The 18,706-nt window shown below is 30.5% G+C and carries 18 protein-coding genes; 8 read left to right on the forward strand and 10 right to left on the reverse strand.

The window, feature by feature from the left end:
- Positions 1-17 precede the first annotated feature (17 nt).
- The 5 genes from MEVAN_RS02710 to cbiT form a co-directional block, all read right to left on the reverse strand.
- Positions 18-680, reverse strand: coding sequence for a DUF2100 domain-containing protein (locus MEVAN_RS02710; RefSeq protein ID WP_011972342.1), 663 nt, complete (start codon positions 678-680; stop codon positions 18-20).
- Between the two features lie 25 nt (positions 681-705).
- The gene (locus MEVAN_RS02715) at positions 706-1,953 is read right to left on the reverse strand and encodes an ornithine cyclodeaminase (protein ID WP_011972343.1); all 1,248 of its coding nucleotides are present in this window, start codon (positions 1,951-1,953) and stop codon (positions 706-708) included.
- 731 nt (positions 1,954-2,684) lie between these two features.
- Positions 2,685-4,694 carry an ATP-dependent DNA helicase gene (locus MEVAN_RS02720; RefSeq protein WP_011972344.1) on the reverse strand — a complete coding sequence of 670 codons (2,010 nt, stop codon included), beginning with the start codon at positions 4,692-4,694 and terminating at the stop codon, positions 2,685-2,687.
- Between the two features lie 135 nt (positions 4,695-4,829).
- The gene (gene glgP / locus MEVAN_RS02725) at positions 4,830-6,392 is read right to left on the reverse strand and encodes an alpha-glucan family phosphorylase (protein ID WP_011972345.1); all 1,563 of its coding nucleotides are present in this window, start codon (positions 6,390-6,392) and stop codon (positions 4,830-4,832) included.
- A gap of 127 nt (positions 6,393-6,519) precedes the next feature.
- A complete protein-coding gene (gene cbiT / locus MEVAN_RS02730; protein ID WP_011972346.1) occupies positions 6,520-7,062 on the reverse strand; it encodes a precorrin-6Y C5,15-methyltransferase (decarboxylating) subunit CbiT in 543 nt (180 codons plus the stop codon).
- A gap of 148 nt (positions 7,063-7,210) precedes the next feature.
- On the opposite strand from cbiT, the gene radA reads away from it, so the two are divergent.
- Positions 7,211-8,179: a DNA repair and recombination protein RadA gene (gene radA / locus MEVAN_RS02735; RefSeq protein WP_011972347.1), complete on the forward strand. Its 969-nt coding sequence runs from the start codon at positions 7,211-7,213 to the stop codon at positions 8,177-8,179.
- Between the two features lie 73 nt (positions 8,180-8,252).
- Here the strand turns inward: radA and MEVAN_RS02740 are convergent, their stop codons facing one another.
- Together MEVAN_RS02740 and MEVAN_RS02745 are read right to left on the reverse strand one after the other, a co-directional pair.
- Positions 8,253-9,731, reverse strand: coding sequence for a methanogenesis marker 14 protein (locus tag MEVAN_RS02740; RefSeq protein WP_011972348.1), 1,479 nt, complete (start codon positions 9,729-9,731; stop codon positions 8,253-8,255).
- Between the two features lie 204 nt (positions 9,732-9,935).
- The gene (locus tag MEVAN_RS02745) at positions 9,936-11,111 is read right to left on the reverse strand and encodes a geranylgeranyl reductase family protein (protein WP_011972349.1); all 1,176 of its coding nucleotides are present in this window, start codon (positions 11,109-11,111) and stop codon (positions 9,936-9,938) included.
- 182 nt (positions 11,112-11,293) lie between these two features.
- On the opposite strand from MEVAN_RS02745, the gene MEVAN_RS02750 reads away from it, so the two are divergent.
- The 4 genes from MEVAN_RS02750 (at position 11,294) to MEVAN_RS02765 (ending at position 14,187) form a co-directional block, all read left to right on the forward strand.
- Positions 11,294-11,980, forward strand: a complete 687-nt coding sequence (locus MEVAN_RS02750; RefSeq protein ID WP_011972350.1) for a cobalt-precorrin-7 (C(5))-methyltransferase — start codon at positions 11,294-11,296, stop codon at positions 11,978-11,980.
- A 49-nt stretch (positions 11,981-12,029) separates the two neighbouring features.
- The gene (locus MEVAN_RS02755) at positions 12,030-12,659 is read left to right on the forward strand and encodes a hypothetical protein (RefSeq protein ID WP_011972351.1); all 630 of its coding nucleotides are present in this window, start codon (positions 12,030-12,032) and stop codon (positions 12,657-12,659) included.
- 112 nt (positions 12,660-12,771) lie between these two features.
- Positions 12,772-13,074: an FUN14 domain-containing protein gene (locus tag MEVAN_RS02760; protein ID WP_011972352.1), complete on the forward strand. Its 303-nt coding sequence runs from the start codon at positions 12,772-12,774 to the stop codon at positions 13,072-13,074.
- A gap of 48 nt (positions 13,075-13,122) precedes the next feature.
- Positions 13,123-14,187, forward strand: a complete 1,065-nt coding sequence (locus MEVAN_RS02765; RefSeq protein ID WP_011972353.1) for a nucleotidyltransferase domain-containing protein — start codon at positions 13,123-13,125, stop codon at positions 14,185-14,187.
- Positions 14,188-14,202: 15 nt separating this feature from the next.
- On the opposite strand, the gene modD is transcribed toward MEVAN_RS02765, so the two are convergent.
- Positions 14,203-15,054 (reverse strand): ModD protein, encoded by an 852-nt coding sequence (gene modD, locus MEVAN_RS02770; RefSeq protein ID WP_011972354.1) that lies wholly within the window; start codon positions 15,052-15,054, stop codon positions 14,203-14,205.
- A gap of 143 nt (positions 15,055-15,197) precedes the next feature.
- Between modD and MEVAN_RS02775 the strand changes: the two genes are divergently transcribed.
- A complete protein-coding gene (locus MEVAN_RS02775; RefSeq protein WP_048059132.1) occupies positions 15,198-15,644 on the forward strand; it encodes an HAD family hydrolase in 447 nt (148 codons plus the stop codon).
- A 35-nt stretch (positions 15,645-15,679) separates the two neighbouring features.
- On the opposite strand, the gene MEVAN_RS02780 is transcribed toward MEVAN_RS02775, so the two are convergent.
- A complete protein-coding gene (locus tag MEVAN_RS02780) occupies positions 15,680-16,579 on the reverse strand; it encodes a phosphoadenosine phosphosulfate reductase domain-containing protein (protein WP_011972356.1) in 900 nt (299 codons plus the stop codon).
- Positions 16,580-16,658: 79 nt separating this feature from the next.
- Complete coding sequence (fdhD, locus tag MEVAN_RS02785) at positions 16,659-17,372, reverse strand: formate dehydrogenase accessory sulfurtransferase FdhD (protein WP_011972357.1); 714 nt, start codon at positions 17,370-17,372, stop codon at positions 16,659-16,661.
- Between the two features lie 183 nt (positions 17,373-17,555).
- Between fdhD and MEVAN_RS02790 the strand changes: the two genes are divergently transcribed.
- Both MEVAN_RS02790 and MEVAN_RS02795 read left to right on the forward strand, forming a co-directional pair.
- Positions 17,556-18,269 carry a HesA/MoeB/ThiF family protein gene (locus tag MEVAN_RS02790; RefSeq protein ID WP_011972358.1) on the forward strand — a complete coding sequence of 238 codons (714 nt, stop codon included), beginning with the start codon at positions 17,556-17,558 and terminating at the stop codon, positions 18,267-18,269.
- Entirely contained in the window at positions 18,262-18,687 is a 426-nt protein-coding gene (locus MEVAN_RS02795) for a molybdenum cofactor biosynthesis protein MoaE (protein ID WP_011972359.1), read from the forward strand. The genes MEVAN_RS02790 and MEVAN_RS02795 overlap by 8 nt, the downstream gene beginning before the upstream one ends.
- Positions 18,688-18,706: the final 19 nt, after the last annotated feature.

Here is an 18,706-nt window from a genome sequence, read left to right on the forward strand (position 1 = left end):
ACCAGAAAACAATTTTGTTATAGTAATTCTTCTGAATTTAATTTTTCAGCACCGTAAAGTTCTTTTGCACGCTTGAATATTAATTCATCAGCAGTATCTCCCGATTTAACTACTACATATATTTTTGAAGGATTAATATTTAAAATAACTTTTGAAATCTGCTCTTTTATAATTTTACATTTTTTTTCTATCCCTAAAAGTGCTTTTTCAGGAATTTCCGGGCTTACTATTTTCATATCTTCAATTTCCAAAACTCCTTCGGTAGATAATATGTTTAAATCGGAATCTATTTCTTTTAACGACTTTAAGAGTTTTTTATTGCTTACAATATAAAGTGCTTTTCTATCGATTGATATTTTATCCTCTAAGTTAAATCCAAATTCACTTAAGATTTTATTAATATGTTTTTGAACATCAAAAAGAAGTTTTGAAAATTCTTTTGCCTGTTCAGAATTTAATTCATGGTTTGGTGCAGTTTTATACAGGTATTCATCAGCTTCGAAAAGAGACTGAACTGCCCGCTTAAATTCGTTTCCATTAATTTTTCCAGAAATTGCATCAGAATATATCTTTTTTTCAGCTTTTATAGGGTCACTTACAATTTCAAATTCTTTTTTAGTTTTTGAGATGGTTTCAATCGCTTTTACAATCAATTCTTTTGATACTTTTGTTTCAGACATAATCATGTTCCTCAAGAATAGTTACTTATTTTCGTGATTCGAGTTTTTCAAGTTCGTTTAAAAGCAGTACTAAAAATACCCCTACATCAGTAACTACCCCTATTGCCTGTGAAGTTCCCCTGTCCATTAATTTAGTGACTGTTGACGGTTGGATATCTACACAAACTGTTTTAATGTATGAAGGCATTAAATTACCCGTTGCAACCGAATGTAATAATGTAGAAAGCATTATTACCATTTTTTTATCCATTACAGAACGCCTCATTTCATCCTGTGCAACCATAACATCGGTTATAACATCAGGAATTGGGCCATCATCACGAATACTTCCTGCAAGGACGTATGGAACGTTATTTTGTATACATTGATACATTATCCCTTCTTTTAACCGTCCCTGTTCAACTGCATCTTTTATACTTCCTGCATCGATTATCGTGTTTATCGCATATATGTGGTGCTTATGCCCTCCAGTTACGGGTTTTGCCGTTTTTATGTCTACACCAAGGGAAGTTCCATAAAGAGCAGATTCAATATCATGAGTTGCGAGTGCATTTCCTGCCAAAATTGCCTGAATATATCCAAGTTCGACCATCTTCGCTAATGCTCCGCCCCCACCTGTATGAATTATTGCAGGCCCCCCAACAATTGCAATTCCACCTTTTCCGGTTTTTTTATATTCCTCACGAATTTCATGCATTTCTTCTGCAATTCTTCGAATAATAGCTTCTTTAGGCTTTTCTGAGGATACTTCTGAATTCATAAATTCAAAAAGCTGCCCTGCTTCCCTTGATTTTTCTGGAGGAATAACTCGTATTCCGTTGTGTCCAACTACTACGTAATCTCCGGCCTTAACTTTTCGCATTACTTTTGTTTCTGCAAGTTTTTCCTCAGGATAAACAACAATTACTGCATCCATTTTTGGATTTGCTACCTCAATCCACTCATCATTTATTTTAACGTGTGTGGGATGGTTTGTAGTTGAATAAAATCCATCAGGCAATACACTATCCTTTAAAGCCTTTTTTAAATTGGCATTTTCTATTTCAGGAATGTTTGCACCGACATTTTGAAGTGATTCAAGTATCTGATCAAGGTGTTCTTGAGTGTCCCCTGAAATCAAAAGTTTTGCATAAGAAGTATCGGTTTTTTTCTTCCCTATATCAAACTCCAAAACCTTGTAATCTCCGCCAAGTTCTAAAGTCTTATCAAATACTTTTGCAAGAATAAAACTATCAATTATATGTCCTTTTAATTCAATTTCTCTCATATACATAAAACCACCTAAAGTAAAAAAATAAAGTCCATTATTTTAATATTAAGATTTTAATGTCTTGCTTAAATATATAATTTTTCGAATTAGATTAAGAATATAATTTTAATAAATGCAATAATTTTTGATACAAATCATAACATTTATAATAAAATAAAGAAGTAATTTATTGTAAATAATTAACTATGTTAGTCCTCCGTGGGTAACGGGGACATTAAAACGTAGAATATTACCCAACTGTATGTTTTTGATGTAGTAATATGCAAATTAACAAAATATAGGTACTTTTTTTATTAATTATTATACTCAATTTTCAGGATATGATGAACTCCTCGATAATAATGGGAACAATTTATCCATTTGCACTCGTTTTTAAATTAAAATAGGATTCTCAAAAATATTCATTTTTAATACCGTTTTGTTCAAATATATCTCCAAAAGCAAACCGTTCCGAATATTTCACTGCCTCCCAACTAAAAAACCAATTCTGGCGAATAAATGGACTACATTATACAAAAATGTTTCCGATAACGCCAATGTATTTACAAACATTTGCAATCGGTTCCGACCCGTATTGGAATTTAATCCAAAATAAATAACACAAAATAAATCAGACATAATTAATAATGCACAAAAATACATAACCAACTATGAAAATAATATACGACATAATTATTCTGTAGATATAGATAAAGTTATTTCTACATTAAAATAAAAAATGATTATATTTAAATTTACTTAAAAAACGAGCTATTTTTCAAATTATCTTCTTTCATATTTTTCATAAATTGCGGAATGTAGTTCGATGCAGATTCAACTGTCATTTGCATGAATTCATCTTTTAAATACTTTCTTTTTATCATTTCTAAACCCACCCACTCATTAAACCGCTTATCTTGGATAATTACTACCCCGTAATCTGTTTCAGTCCGTATGAGTCTTCCAATCATTTGTATTACAGTTCTTGCCATTATGTGAAATGAAGTCATTAAAAATGCACTCCAATGTGCATCTTTTACCGTCCTTGCCTTTAATCGCTCTTCTAATAGCCCTTGTTCCCGTTTTAAAAGTGGTGTTGGAACGGGAAATGGTAAACTATCGATAATAACACATGTTAAGGCATCTCCAGGAATATCCACCCCTTCTGCAAATCTTCCAGTTGCCAAAAGAAGCCCACCATATTTTTGAAAGTCTTCTTTTAGCTTTTTTGCAGCCTTTCCATCCATTCCTGATTCATAGCAGTAGATATTTCTAGAATATCCATTATCTAAAAAATATTCGTATGAAGTTTTTAAATCTCCAAAACTCTTAAAAAGTATTAAAGTATTTCCGTCTGCTGAATTTACAAGTTTAAACAATTTTTCATTTGCTTTTTTACGTTTTTTATCCTGTGAAGTTATATCCATAGAATTAAACTTCATATCTTCCCCATCACTCAATGCAATAATTTTTCTCCTATCCTTTGAAAATGGGCTATCTAAAATTAAATTTTCACTTTTTCCCATTCCTGTCTTTATTGCATGTATATTTAAGTTCCCAAGTGTTGCTGAACAATGTACTACCGAAGCACTGCCGTATAACTTATTAAGATACGTTGAAACAAGTACTGGTTCACAGAGTATCGAAAAATTATTTTTATATATTACAAAATTTCCAGTAATAGTTTTTAAACCATTTAAATTTTCCAAAAATTCAGTTAATGGAACATCTGAAATTTTCCTATCTGAAATAAACTGGAGTTCTAATGGGGTTAAAGATTTATTTTCTATTTTAAATTTTAAATCTTTTTTTTCTATCTCTTCATTTTCTTTTAAGTCCCCAATTAATTTTTTAATTTTCTTTATTTCCCGATAACCTTCAAGAAGTGACCCAAGTATTGCAACGTCTTCTTTAAGTCCTGATGCAGTTATACGAAACCCGTTAAACAGAAGTGAATTTATACAGTCTTTTCCAGATGCATTTTTTGTAACGTAATCTTCAACAATTGTCCAAAATATTTCGTCATCGTCATCAGGGGCCCTTTCAAAATGCGTTCTAAGACGTGTTGTTGAATAATGGTAAGCCATGAATCTAAGCCGTTTTAGTGCATAATCAGGACTTATAACAATTGTTGCAGCATTTCTTATGCTCCCTTCAAGTTTATGTGCTTCGTCACAAATTACAATATCAGTCTGCTTTTTTTTATCAATTTCGTCTTTAAGATAATAGTAAATCGTGTTATTCATAACGATTATATTTGCATCAAAGCATTCTATTTTTGCTTTTTGGTAACCGCAAATACATAGTGGGCAGTAAAATGAAACATTTCCTTCATATTCAATTTTGTCTTTTTTTGTTCCGCAAACACACACGGGTTTTTTATTTGGCCGATATGTACAGCCCTTGTTTAACTGACAATATAGAGTATTTGCTTTTTCTCCTTTTGACTTACAGAAAAAATTACCCTTTCCCATCATAAAGGATATTTTTAAATTGTGCTTTAATGAATTTAAGTCTTCAAAAATCCTTTCCTGTTGGTCGATAGTTTCCGTAAGTATTATTATACGTTTTCCACGTTCTGCAAAGTAAAGTGCTGGAACTAAGTATGATAAAGTCTTTCCAACCCCAGTTGGTGCCTCTACAACAAGATTTTTTTTATTTTGTACGCATTCGTAAATTTTAGCCATTAATTGTTCTTGTTGGGGCCTTTTACTGTAATATGGAAATTTTTCATTGGAATATTCTTTAAATTCGCCAAAATTCATTTTATCACTTAAATTAAAAAATAGATGATACTTTTAGGTTAAAATAATATTAAAATATGCATTTTATGAGGATATATAATTATCCTAAATTTCTTTCTAAAAAAATTTGTAAAAAATTTATGGCCATAAAATAAGTTAATCAATATACAACTTTTCAGAATACTCTTTTATCATTCTTTCTGTATCAAAATATTCAACAACGTGGTTTACAGAATTTGCAGCTTTTTTCCACCATTCTTCAGTATCATATAAAGATATAGCTTCTTTGAGTCTTTCATACATTTCCTCTGATTCGTAATCTTCATTAAGGTTTATTCCGTCCCCAATTGTAAAAGAATCTTCAGGATATTCTTTTGCCCATTCAACATGCCATCCATCTACAGTACTCATGTGTATTGATGCATTCATTGCTGCAGTCATTCCAGAAGTTCCTGAAGCCTCATTTGGCCTTTTTGGAGTATTTAACCAGACATCCGAACCTTGTTTTAAAAGTTTACTTAGATTTAACTCATATCCTGTAAGAACTGCAACACCTTTCATTTCACGAGTTTTTGACATTATCCAGTTAAACGTTATCTGGGCATTTGAATCCGCAGGATGTGGTTTTCCAGCCCATATTATCTGCAACTTTCCACTTTCTATCAAATTTCTGAATTTTTTCTCATCCCTTAATAAAAATGAAGGTCTTTTATATTCTGCAAATCTTCTTGCCCATACAACAGTTAAAATATCTGGGTCAAGCATTTTACCAGCCTGATCTGCCACCACTTTAAAAAGTTCCCTTTTAAGTTCTTTTTTCCTTTTTTGAAGTCCATTGTAGTCTTTTTTTTCAGAAGCTTCTTTTAATCCGGCATCTTGCCAGTAGTACCTATCTTGAGCATTTGTGATATTAATTATAGGGACTCGATTGGTAACCCATGACCACATTTTTTCAGAGGTATCTGTATGTAATTTCGAAACTGCGTTTGCCCGTTTACACATCCTTAATGCTGCCACAGTTAGATTAAATGGATTTCCACCGTATTTTTCAGCCGTTATTGTATCGATACTACCAAAAAATCCCATATTTTTAAGCAATGTAATATCTTGAACTTCATTTCCTGCTGCAACTGGCGTGTGTGTTGTAAATAATAAATGTTCTTTTACGTAATCTATGCCATAATCTTCAAGCATTTTAAAAGCAATTGGGAGTGCATGGGCCTCGTTTATATGAAAGTATTTAACATTTTCTGCTTCACGAATTACTTTATACCCTCCAACACCAAGAACAATTTCTTGGGCTATGTGGGTTAAATTATTCCCATCGTAAAGTTCATAAGATATTGTTCTTGACAGGTGATCGTTTTCAGGGATATCCGTAGTTAAAAAATAAATTGGGCAAGTGTTAAAAACGTTTTCTTCTAATTTGTAAGCTTTTACCCAGATATTAGTTCCATTAATAGTAACTGGAACTTTTAAATTAATATCTGTTAAAAAGTCGTAGTATTTACGAACGTGCTCTACCTTCATACGACCTTCCCGATCCTTAGCTTGGTCGTAATATCCATAACTCCAAAGCATTGAAACGCCCACTAAGGGTAAATTCAGCCTTTTTGCAGCCCTAAAATGGGACCCTGCTAAAAAGCCTAGTCCTCCAGCATAAGTTTTTAAAGACTGGTCTACTGCAAACTCCATGCTAAAATAAGCCGTCTTCTTCATTAAATCCCTCAAAATATATTAAAGCATAATTTAACAACAATATAAATCTATTTTTTATATTTATTAAATATATCTAAATTAAATGTAAATGCCTAAAAAACTTTGGTATTTTATTTTGGCTAGAAACTCATTTTTTAGCGGTAATTATAGTTATCGGGTTTTTAGAAAGCATCATATGGCCAGAACTTATCCGTTTACCATATGAAATTAGAACACTGATAACTTCGATTGAAAAATTAAGTCTTTCTAAAATTTGAATAACTTTTACTGAATTTTCAAGCACGATTGTATTTATTACTATATTTCTAACATTCTTTTCATTTAATTTTTCAATAACTGATTCTATATTTTGGGTACCCCCAATAAAAGCTTTATTTACTTTAAAATTTGATATCAAATCTTTTGCATCCCCAAAATAAACTTCACAGTTTTTTACGTTAAATTTATCCATGTTTTTTAGGGTCGTATCGATAGCATCTTTTGAGCCATCTACTGCATAAACAAATTTACATCTTTTAGAAATTTCAACAGTCATTCCCCCGCTTCCACATCCTATGTCTAAAATAATATCTTCAGGACAGATGTTTAATTTTTCAACACTTATTGCCCTTATTTCCTCTTTTGTTATGGGAACTCCATCAAGCCTATAAAATTCGCTGTCTTTTATCATTTTACCATCTTATAGCATCTTTTATATTATTAACAAGTTATAAATAGTCATATTACTTAATTATATAAAGGGCTTAATTATTAAATAATGTAACAGTTTTAGTATTTTTTTAAATTTATTAACATCATATTCAATAAAAGGTGAAGCTATGGCTGACGTTTTAACAGAATTACCGGGAGTAGGCCCATCTACTGCAGAAAAGCTAATTGAAGCAGGTTATTTAGATTTTATGAAAATTGCAACATCTACAATTGGCGAATTAACTGATATTGAAGGAATTAGTGAGAAAGCTGCTGCTAAAATGATTATGGCAGCGAGAGAAATGTGTGACCTTGGATTTAAAAGTGGAGTAGAGTTATTAAACCAGAGAAAGAGTGTATGGAGGCTTTCAACTGGAAGTAAGGAATTAGACGAAGTTTTAGCAGGCGGTCTTGAAAGTCAGTCAGTCACTGAATTTGCAGGAATGTATGGTAGTGGTAAAACACAAATAATGCATCAATCTTGTGTAAATTTACAGATTGCTTCAAAAATATTTGCTGAAACAGAAAATGTTTTAGAAAAAGAACTCCCAAATCCAAAATCAGTTTATATAGATACTGAAGGTACATTTAGACCTGAAAGAATTTTACAGATGGCTGAAGGTGCGGGAGTTGATGGACAGTATGTTTTAGATAATACTTTTGTTGCAAGAGCATATAATTCCGACATGCAGATGCTATTTGCAGAAAAAATAGAAGATTTGATAAAAGGCGGAAACAATATTAAATTAGTAATTATTGATTCTTTAACCAGTGCATTTAGAAACGAGTTTACTGGAAGGGGGAAACTCGCTGAAAGACAACAAAAATTAGGTAGACATATGGCAACCCTAAATAAACTTGCAGACCTTCACAACTGTGTTGTTTTGGTAACAAACCAAGTTGCTGCAAAACCCGATGCATTCTTTGGCGTTGCAGAGCAAGCTATTGGGGGGCACGTTGTTGGGCATGCTGCAACATTTAGATTTTTCTTGAGAAAATCAAAAGGAGATAAAAGAGTTGCGAAACTTTACGATTCCCCACATTTGCCCGATTCAGAAGCAGTATTTAGAATTACTGAAAAAGGCATTCAGGACTAATTAGGATAAATATTATAAATTAGTTCCATACATAACTTTTTAAAAATAAAGAATAAAAAATAAAATTTTTAGATTATCTTAACATTCCCATTTCTTTTTGACGCTTTATTCTCTGTCCCAATATACAGGGTCCGTTTCTATTACCTCCAATTGGGATTTTTGGCGTTCCAAGGCAGTTCATGCACCTTGCCATGACACTTGAACCTAATGCAAGGCCATCTTCAACAAAAACAATATTTTTAGAAACGTCATCCCATATATCAAGTTCTGAGAGCATTTCAATTATCAATTTTGGTTTTTCACCAGTAATTCCCGCTCTTCCAGTAATTCCAATTGCAGTTTCTTTAGATACTATTTTTTCATCATGTGCTAACTTTATGAGCCTTTGCGTAATTTTTGCAGAAACTATGTCAAGCGTATAAAGAAGTGTTGGAACATTTGATTCCTGTAGAATTTTTGCTCCGATTTTTTCAAGTTCAAAAATATCACTACCATTTTCACCAACGTCACAACCTATCAAAAATGTACCTGCTTTTTGTGCACTTTCAGGATTTACTGGGACTGTTCCAAATCTGGAAACGCCTTTTGGAACTTCTCTTATTATAACAAATTTATGAATTTCTTCAGCATATTTTTTTGCAAGTTCTTTATCAAGTTTTCCTTTAGTATTTATGATATCTAAAACTGCACCGCCCCTTTTATTTACTAAATCAGTTCCTCGAACTACTGAATCACATACTGCCCCTGCTAAACCACATAAATTTCCTACAACTTTTGCATAAGGTTCTGAATCATTAGTAATCCTACCTGCCAAGGTTGTACCAAAGTCTATACTTATACAGGGATTTCGGTAATCAATTTCTGTCCATTTGCTTCCAATTTTTATTCCTGCAGTTACAAGTTCCCCTTCCATTTCATTTGCAACTACTTCTTTTCCAGTTGGGGGAACTACTCCTGTTACTGCCCCATCAAAAATTAATTTATCTATTAAAGTATAATCTTGTAATATTTCTGGAAGCTGCTTTTTTGTCATTATCGGCGTCATTTTTCCATTTGGAATTCCTGCCATCCTACAACCTTCAGCAAGGGATACTATCATCATTCCAACTTCTTCAGGAGATGCAAATCCAGCAGTAACACCTGTACTCCTAACAACAAAATGAATATCATTTACACTTAAATGTGCTTTATCCATTGCTCCTTTTAAAACATCCCTAACCATTTCAGAAACTGCTTCTTTTGTAAGTTCAATATCCCATATTGTACGTCCAAAAACCTTCTCTCCTTTTTTAGGTGGCCGTACATCCCTTGTAAGCCTGACTTCCTTTGATACCACGTAAGTTTTTCCAGATTCCATATCTGTTGCAGAAATAATTGATTTAGTGGTTGTATTTCCAAGTTCAACCGAAGCTACCGTGTAATACGGTAAAATTCTCTGGTTTGGGCCAACTTTTTTTGGATTTAAATCCATTACATCGATAGATTGTGATTTAGCATATTGAATCTTTGGTGATTTTGAGAACATACCCTTAATTAACTTAATAAAGCCCATTTATACCATCTCCATACTCTAAACTTGCAAAATTATTATAATTATTTAAAAAAACATTAATAAATTATGAAAATTTGATTATATAAATGTGGTATTTTTGAATTTTAAAACCGCAAATATCTCATTATCTAAAATCAGCTACATTATTTTAAAATGGTTGTAACTTTAAGGGCTAAATTTTTAGAAATGTAGTTTAGTAACATATTATTTTCCAAATACGGCCTTCTCCAAAATTGGCCAAACTACACTTGAAGGGCTATCCATATCTCCTTTTTCATTTATAATGTCTAAAAGATTATTTTTAGTTACGTATTCCAAAATCCTGTCGATTTTGCCATCGTCAATCATGTTAAAAATCCTTCTTATTTTAAGATTTTTATCGATTTCTTTTGAAAATTCCTTTTTCCAGTCTTTTTCATAGCTTTTTAGGAATTCAAGCGAATAATTTCCTTTAAAATAGTTATTTATAGTATTTGCACAGATTTTTCCACATTTAGCACCGTAGTAGAGTCCGCCACCACTTAAAGGTTTTACTTGCCCTGCAGAGTCCCCAACAAGCATTACATTATCCGTTACAGTTTTTGAATAGCCTATAGGAATTGCACCAGACGTAAATTCAATTGGAGTTGCATTTTTTAAAATTTCATTTGCAATACGGTTATTTTTTAAAAATTCCGTTAATTTTTTGTAAGAATTATTTGAATCACACGTTCCAACTCTTACTCTATCATTTCCAAGTGGAATTATCCAAGTAAAAAACCTTTCAGAATATCTTTTATCATAAAATACATTTACAAAATCATCATCAATTTTTGCATTTGCATATTCTATCTGTATTCCGGATATTATTTCTCTTTTCTTATTCATTTGAAGTGATTTTCCAATATTTGAGCGGATTCCATCAGCACCGATAATTATTTTAGGGCATACTTCGTAACTTTCACCAAGATGCATTATTTCAAGCTTTTGAAATTTTTCTTTAAGGCTAGATTTAGTAATGTAATTACGTCTTTTTTGGTTTGAATTTTTGATTTTCCCATACGATTTCATTAAAACATCTACTCTTTTTGAGGCCCTTTTTGCAATATCTTTATCCATTACCTTTCTTTCAAAAACTTCTGCCCTAACTTTCTCATTTCCAACTGTAAATACATTGTTTTTTGAAAATATATTTGCTCCTCGAACCTTATTTACTGAACCCTTAGGATTGCCAAGTTCTTTTACCCCATTTACACTTATAAGTCCTGCACATTGTAGTGGTACCCCAATTTCTTGATGCTCCTCTAAAACAAGCACTTTTTTATCCGTAATATTTTCCCCAGTTATAAATCCGGCTGGGCCCCCTCCAACAATTATTATATCGTACTTTTCAAAATCCATCTTATTCCCGAAAATTTTTTTAAAGTTACCGTAGTTTTTAAAAATAGCCCTAATTAAAAACTATTAATTAAGAATTAATAACTAAGAATTACTAATAAAAATTTAAAAAATTTAAATATTTTTAAATTCAATATTAAATACCTGCATAAATATATTTTCATTATTATTCAAGTTAATCTCAAATGTGGGTTACTTATGGATTAATTGTAATATATTGTAAAATAAATACGGAAGATGGTAATATGATATATATCGTTGGAATTGGGCCGGGAAACCGAAATTACATTACTATTGAAGCATTAAATACTGTTAAAAACTCAGAAGTTGTTATTGGAAGTAAAAGGGCACTTAAAAACTTCGAAATTAACGGAGAAGTTATTGAACTTACAAAAAATCTTAAATTAGAACTTTATAACTTTTTAAAAGAGCATCTTAAAACCGGGAATAAAAAAAATGTCTCGATATTGTCTACTGGAGACCCTTGTTTTAGCGGGCTTTTAAAAACTGTTCTGGATTTTGATTTTATTAAAAAAGAGGATATTGAAGTGATTTCAGGAATTTCTTCGATTCAATATGCTGCTTCGAAGTTGAAAATTTCTTCGGAAGATTATCGAATTTTAACCCTTCATGGAAAAGAAGAAAATTTAAAAAAGTTACTTGAATGCGTAAAAAATAAAGAAAAAGTGATTTTTTTACCAAATAATATAAAAAGAGAACTTGGATATTTGATCAATAATGGAGTTTCAAAGGATATAACTGCAACAATTCTTGAAAATTTATCGTATGATAATGAAAAAATAGTTACTGGCCCGATATGCAATTTAATTAATGAAAACTATTCATATCTTTTAGTATGTGTAATTAACTAACTTAATTTAAGTAAATTGATTAAGTAAAAATAGTAAAATAGGGGAAATTTTGAAAAAAATAATTTTGATTGCAATTTTACTGAATGTAATATTTTTAACCGGGTTTTCAGGGTGCATTGAAAAAAATTATAGTTCTGCAGAAATTATTAAAAATAGCCCGTATCCTGAATTTTTATACGTTAACAATAATGCGTTAAAGCTTTTTTTAAACGAAACTTCTAAAAAGGAGCTATCAGACTATTTTTTCATGATTTTTGAAGGGGCATACATAAATACTGAAAAACCAGATGAAATTGCGTTAAAAACGCCACTTTGGGTTTTTGGAAGCCTGTTTCAGGGCGAAAACATAAAATCAGAACAGGGTTTTATATTCCTAAATTCAAATTACGTTTCAAAGCCCGTAACTAATTTCAGCTATCCAACACAGTATAACGACATAGTTTACCACGGCAAAAATAAAACTATTCTATTTGAAATAAATAGTGATTACAGTAATTTTGCAGTTTTTATGGAAGATAATATAGAAAACAGACGTTTACTCAAAAATATTAGCGAAATTGGTGGAAAAAAGATTAAAAATAAAGATATTATTGAATATAATAAAGTAATTCAGGGAACGTATTTTATAGATACTAAAGAATTTTCCTTTGAATTTATTTTTGAATTAATAGAAAATTAGAATTAATTATTAAAAATTTATAACTGTTTTTTTAAAAATCAAATAACAAGTTATATAAAAAATGATTCAACGAATTAATATACTCCTTATAAAAAATAAAAGGGATTTAAAAATGGATGTTATGCAGTTTGTTCCAGATATTGGAACTGGATTTATAACCGGATTTATTGTTGGATGGGGAATTAAAGTCGCAATGAAGGTTGTTATTGCTTTGATTGGCCTTTATGTGTTCAGTTTAATTTATTTAAGTAATTTAGGCGTAATTTCGATAAATACTGATGCACTTTTCGGACTTGTTGGAAACGTTGAAAGTGCCGTTGTTTCATATGGGAGTCAGGCCGCAGGATTAATTCACTCCGTATCTCTTGGAGGCGGTTTTGCAGCAGGTGCAGCAGTTGGATTAAAAAAAGGATAATATAAAATTTAAATTTTTAAAATTATTCTACTTTAAAACGTGAAAAATATGGATATACGACTTAGGGATTTTGTAAAGACTAGAGAAGGATACTTTGCAGTAAATACGTACCAACACCCCAAAGACAAGATAATATCTTTTTTAAGGTACATAAATATTGATGAAATTGGGATGCATATTTTAAAAGACTATAATCTTGATGAAAACGATATTAGGTCGCTTGAAGGGCATAACTATATAAAAATTGCAGAAAGTAAAACTGCTTATGATATTTTAAAAGAATATTACCCCGAATACCTGTTTTATGATGATGTAAACGATGTACTGCTTCATGCAATTCCTAAAAATAGGATTGAATCAATATTAAGTCCAAATGCTCGGTTAAAAAATGTGCTTGAAACACAGAATACTAACGCCGAAAAAAAATGTGCAAAACTAGCAGAAATATTAAACAATTACGGGCTAAAATATGAAAATATGGGCGTTTCTGGTTCAACAGTATTAAAATTAAATAATAAATTATCAGACATTGATTTTGTAGTCTATGGAATGAAAAACCATAAATTCGCACGAGAAATATTAAATATGGCTTTCCAAGATAATGTTTTAAAACCTCTTTCAGATGAATTTTGGAAGAAAGCGTTTTTAAAAAGGATAAAAGATAAAACAATCGGTTACGATGAATTTGTATGGCATGAAAAGAGGAAATTAAATAGGGGAGTTATTGACGGCGTAATGTTTGATTTACTTGCTACAAGAGATTGGAATGAAATAAACGAATCTTACGGGGAAAAGAGATATAAAAACCTTGGTTTTATCCAAATTAAAGCAAAAGTAGCCGATGATTCATTTATTTTTGATAATCCTGCACTTTATACATTAGAAGATGTTGAAATTCTAAATAATGAAAATAATATAAATGTAACTGCTGATGAAATAAAAGAAGTCGTCTCTTTCACACACACCTATGCTGGTTCAGCATATTTTGGTGAAGAAATAGTCGTTAGGGGAAAATTAGAAGAAGTTTACGGGAAAAAATGCTATAAACGAGTTGTTGTTGGAACTACCAGAGAAGCGTTTAATGAATATGTAAGATTAAAAAGTAATTTTTAAATTATTTGAAAAATATTAATCTATTTTTTCAATTAATGCTTTTATATCCGCAGGCTTTGTAAAATAAAGCGATGAAGTAACTATAACGTCAACACCTGTTTTTGCATATTCTTCAATATTTTCAATATTAATTCCACCTGCACAAGCCACAGTTATTTTCTGGTTTACTGATTTAGCATCTTTAATAAAGTTTTCTACCTCTTTTGGACTTAATTTATCAAGTTGAATAAAATCAAAACCCATTTTAACATATTTCAACCCAATTTCATGATTATCTGTTTCTATTCCTATTTTCTTTTCAAGAACTTTTGATTTCATTATTTCCAAAGTGTTTTGGAGTTCTGAATCATCTTTTAAAAATATAAGGTGTTCATTAAAAATCAGAACTGTCTCTGATAGCCCCATCCTATGAGGATAAGCACCTCCTGAAATTACTGCCTTTATTGAGAGTTTTTTAGTTCCAGCAGCGCTTTTTCTAGTTGTTACTATATTTACATGATTGTTGTACTTTTTTGAAATATCTACAAATTCCTTTGTTTTTGTAGCAATTCCAGAATATCCCTCAAGTAATCTTAAAACACTTTTCCATGCGAGGTGGATTTTATCCGCTCTTCCAAATGCTTCAAAAAATACCTGGCCTTTTTTTACAAAGGTTCCCGAACTTAAATAATTTTTTACAGTTAGTCCTATAGTAGTACAGATTCTTGCGGATTCCTCAGTACAACATATTACCATGTCATGTCTTGCAATGTATGAAATTTTTGCATTAAATCTACTTAAGTCCATTAATTGTGAAGTTAAATCTAATGGATTTACGTCTTCTTCAATTATTTTTTCTAATTCAGAATCAGCTATATAAAATGACATTTTAACCCTCAAATTATTATAATTTATTAATCTAAATATTTATTTTAACATATATTATTTGCCATTTAAATTTCAAATAATGGCATTTTTTATAGGTTACATAAATTAGTGTTACTATCAAAAGATTTAATGGTGGTAATATTATAAAAATTCCTAATTATGGGGCAATAACTGCTAAAAACGTTGTTTTTGATTTAAATGGAACTCTTGCCGTTGATGGAAAAGTAAGTAGTGATGTAAAAATATTGTTAAAAGAACTTGGAAATACATATAATATCATAGTAGTAACTGCAGACACTTATGGCACACTTAAATTAGAATTTGATGGCTTAAATATAACAATAGAAAAAATTAAAGACGAAATTGAAAAAGTAAATGCTGCAAAAAAATATTATCCATATATTGGGATTGGAAACGGAAATAATGACTGTTCAATGCTTTTAGAAAGTGAACTTGGAATTTTAATTATTGGAAAAGAAGGTGCCGCAATAAAAGCCCTTTTAAATTCAGACCTCGTTGTAACAGACATTAAAGATGCCATTAATTTATTATTAAATGAAAAAAGGCTTATTGCAACGCTAAGAAAGTAAATTCAATTATTAAAACGTCAATTATAGGATAATTCTTAACTGAAATTCATTCGAAAAAGTACTTCATTAATTTTAGCAATATTTTCTTTAGTATTTGGAATTACAGTGATTTCTTTTTCTGGAAGAACTATTGATGCCCTAAATCCATTTTTTCGTGCAATTTCCGTTGCTAACTTATTTACTACATAAAGATTATCAAATAATTCTTTTGAAATCATTGCTTCAGGACTACAATATTGAAGAGAACATCCCTCTCTCCAGTATCCTATTTTATTTCCCGCCTCATTTACCCGATTTATTTCAAGATTATAGTATTTTTGAAGGTTAAATATATCAAAATGACCTACACGGATTAAAGGCCTAAAAAAGTGAATTTTATATCTTTTTGGAACCTTTGTAAGTTCCATTTGGGAATATAATTCTTGTTCACTTTTTCTTTTTATATTCTTATTATTTTCACGAATGTGTTCAAAAATCGGCCCTGCAATCTTTTCTAGGGCAGTTTCACCAGTCATTATTATTTTTGCATTTTCTTCTTTTGCAATCTCAACCATTCGAGCCTTCATTATCGTTTTACATATTCGGCATATGCTCTTTCCTTTTGCACCTTGTGTCTTTTTCAATAATTCTTCCGTAATATCAGGAAATATTATTTTTACATTAAAACGGTCTGCCAATTTTTTTGCTTCATCTGTTGAAATATTCCACGACCAATCGTGTAAAAAGTGAACGCATAAGTGTACATTAAGTCCAAGACTTTTTGCAATTGCAAGTGATACTGCACTATCTTTTCCGCCACTTAACATTACAACTATTTTTTCATTATTTAATCCAGAATTTTGAAAATTTTCCATTATTTCTTCTTTTAATTGATTTAAATTTTTTAAATTCCTGTTATTTTGAGTCCAAGGCCTAAATTCAAGATTATCTTCCATAAAAATCACTAAAACAATTATTTATAGTAAATTAGGTATTTTAGGTAAATTAAGTTAAATATGTTAGTAAAATAAACAGTTAAGATTTAAAATCTATGTTTTCTACCCCACTATACGCCGTAAACCGATCAATCCTTGCAAATCCAAGTAATACAACATTATTTTCCTTTGCCAAAATAACACCTTTATCTGTTGAAGGGGATTTTGTAATAACTACCGGGATTTTTGAATTTACTGCCTTTTTTACCATTGCGGTAGGCTGTCTTCCACTTGAAGCTAGAATTACATTTTGTAAATCAATATTGTTTAAAATTGCATGACCTACAACCCTATCAACTGCGTTATGTCGACCAATATCTTCAAAATAAACTATTTTATTTCCCGAAAAATCAAAAAGTGCTGCCCAGTGGACTCCCCCCGTTACTTTCCAAGTATCAGACATGTTTGGCATTTTTTCCATTATCCTTTCAATCGTGCTTAAATTAACCGTAACATGTTTAGGTTTTCTATCACCCGAATTAGAATTTATATTTGGTAAATCTTTTGATTCTATAAAAATATCTTTACCAATTATGGAAGCCTTTAAAAACTGTTCTGGCGTTAAATGCCCCTCAGTTATTAAATAGCCAATTCCAAGTTCAATAATATTTTCTGGAGATACTGTCATACTATCTATTTTTTTATTATTTAGATATAAGTCATAAAAGTCTTCAATGACAATTTCATCGATTTTTTCAAGTATTCCTTTATCTTTACTCCATGTATGTACATTAATTTTTGTGGTCATGTTCATAAAAATCACCTGAAATAAATTAAAATTAAATAATTAGATAATTAAATATGTAAAATATAATATGTAAAATAATATATGTGTACTTTTAGTCCAATATCACCAAATATACAAATTATATATACAAATATATAGTTAACGATTGTTATATTTTTAAATGCATTATTCGTGAGGCACTGAGAAAATATGAATTTTGAACGATACAAAAGACAGATTATAATGGATAATTTTGGAATAAATTCCCAAGAAAAACTTTATAACTCAAAAGTAACTGTTATTGGAGTAGGCGGGCTTGGAACAGTGGTTTCCCAGTATTTGGTAGCCGCAGGAATTGGAAATTTGGGCTTAATTGATTATCAAGAGGTCGAAATTTCAAATTTAAATAGGCAAATACTCCATTTTGAAAAAAATATTGGAAATTTAAAAGTAGTTTCTGCAAAAGAAAAGTTAGAAAGCCTAAATTCTGAAGTAAATATTAAAATATACCCTGAAAAATTAAAAGAAAGCCATATCAAGGATTCTGATATAGTTATAGACTGTCTTGACAACTTTAAAGCAAGATATTTTTTAAATGAACTTTCGATTAAATACGACATTCCACTTGTTCATGGTGCAATTGAAGGGCTTCGTGGGCAGGTTACAACATTAGTTCCCAAAGAAACCCCTTGTATTGAATGTATTTTCAAATTGGACGATGAAAATAAAACTTTTCCGGTTTTAGGAGTTACTCCTGGAATAATAGGTTCTATTCAAGCCAGTGAAGCGATAAAACTAATAACTGGTATTGGAAAACCTTTAAAAAATAAACTACTTTCAATTGATATCGAAAATAATGACTATTTTACATTCAACTTGAAAAAAAACGAAAACTGTAAAGCTTGTGGTGATTTAAATGATTAGGGTATCTAATGAAGATTTTAATATTGATATTGAAACTAAGGCACTTTTAGAAAAATACCCGAATATAGGCGGAATTGTAAATTTTGTAGGGGTTGTAAGAAATGTCGGGTACGATAAAGGCATTGAAAAAAATGCTGAGTATTTAGAATTTGAATGCTATGATAAAATGGCAGAAAAAAAACTTGAAGAATTAAAAAATAAAGCTATTGAGCAGTTTGGAATAATTGATGCAACACTAATACACAGGATTGGAAAACTAAGTGTTGGGGAAAATATAGTATTGATTATTGTTTGTGCAAAACATAGAAAAGAAGCATTTTTAGCTTGTGAATACTTAATAAATAATCTAAAAAAGGAAGTACCAATATGGAAAAAGGAATTTTCAAAAGACGGCTCTTACTGGGTTGAACAACACTAAAATGCTTTAATCCATTTTT

The sequence above is a fragment of the Methanococcus vannielii SB genome (assembly GCF_000017165.1).
Lineage (GTDB): Archaea > AGJL01 > Methanococci > Methanococcales > Methanococcaceae > Methanococcus > Methanococcus vannielii.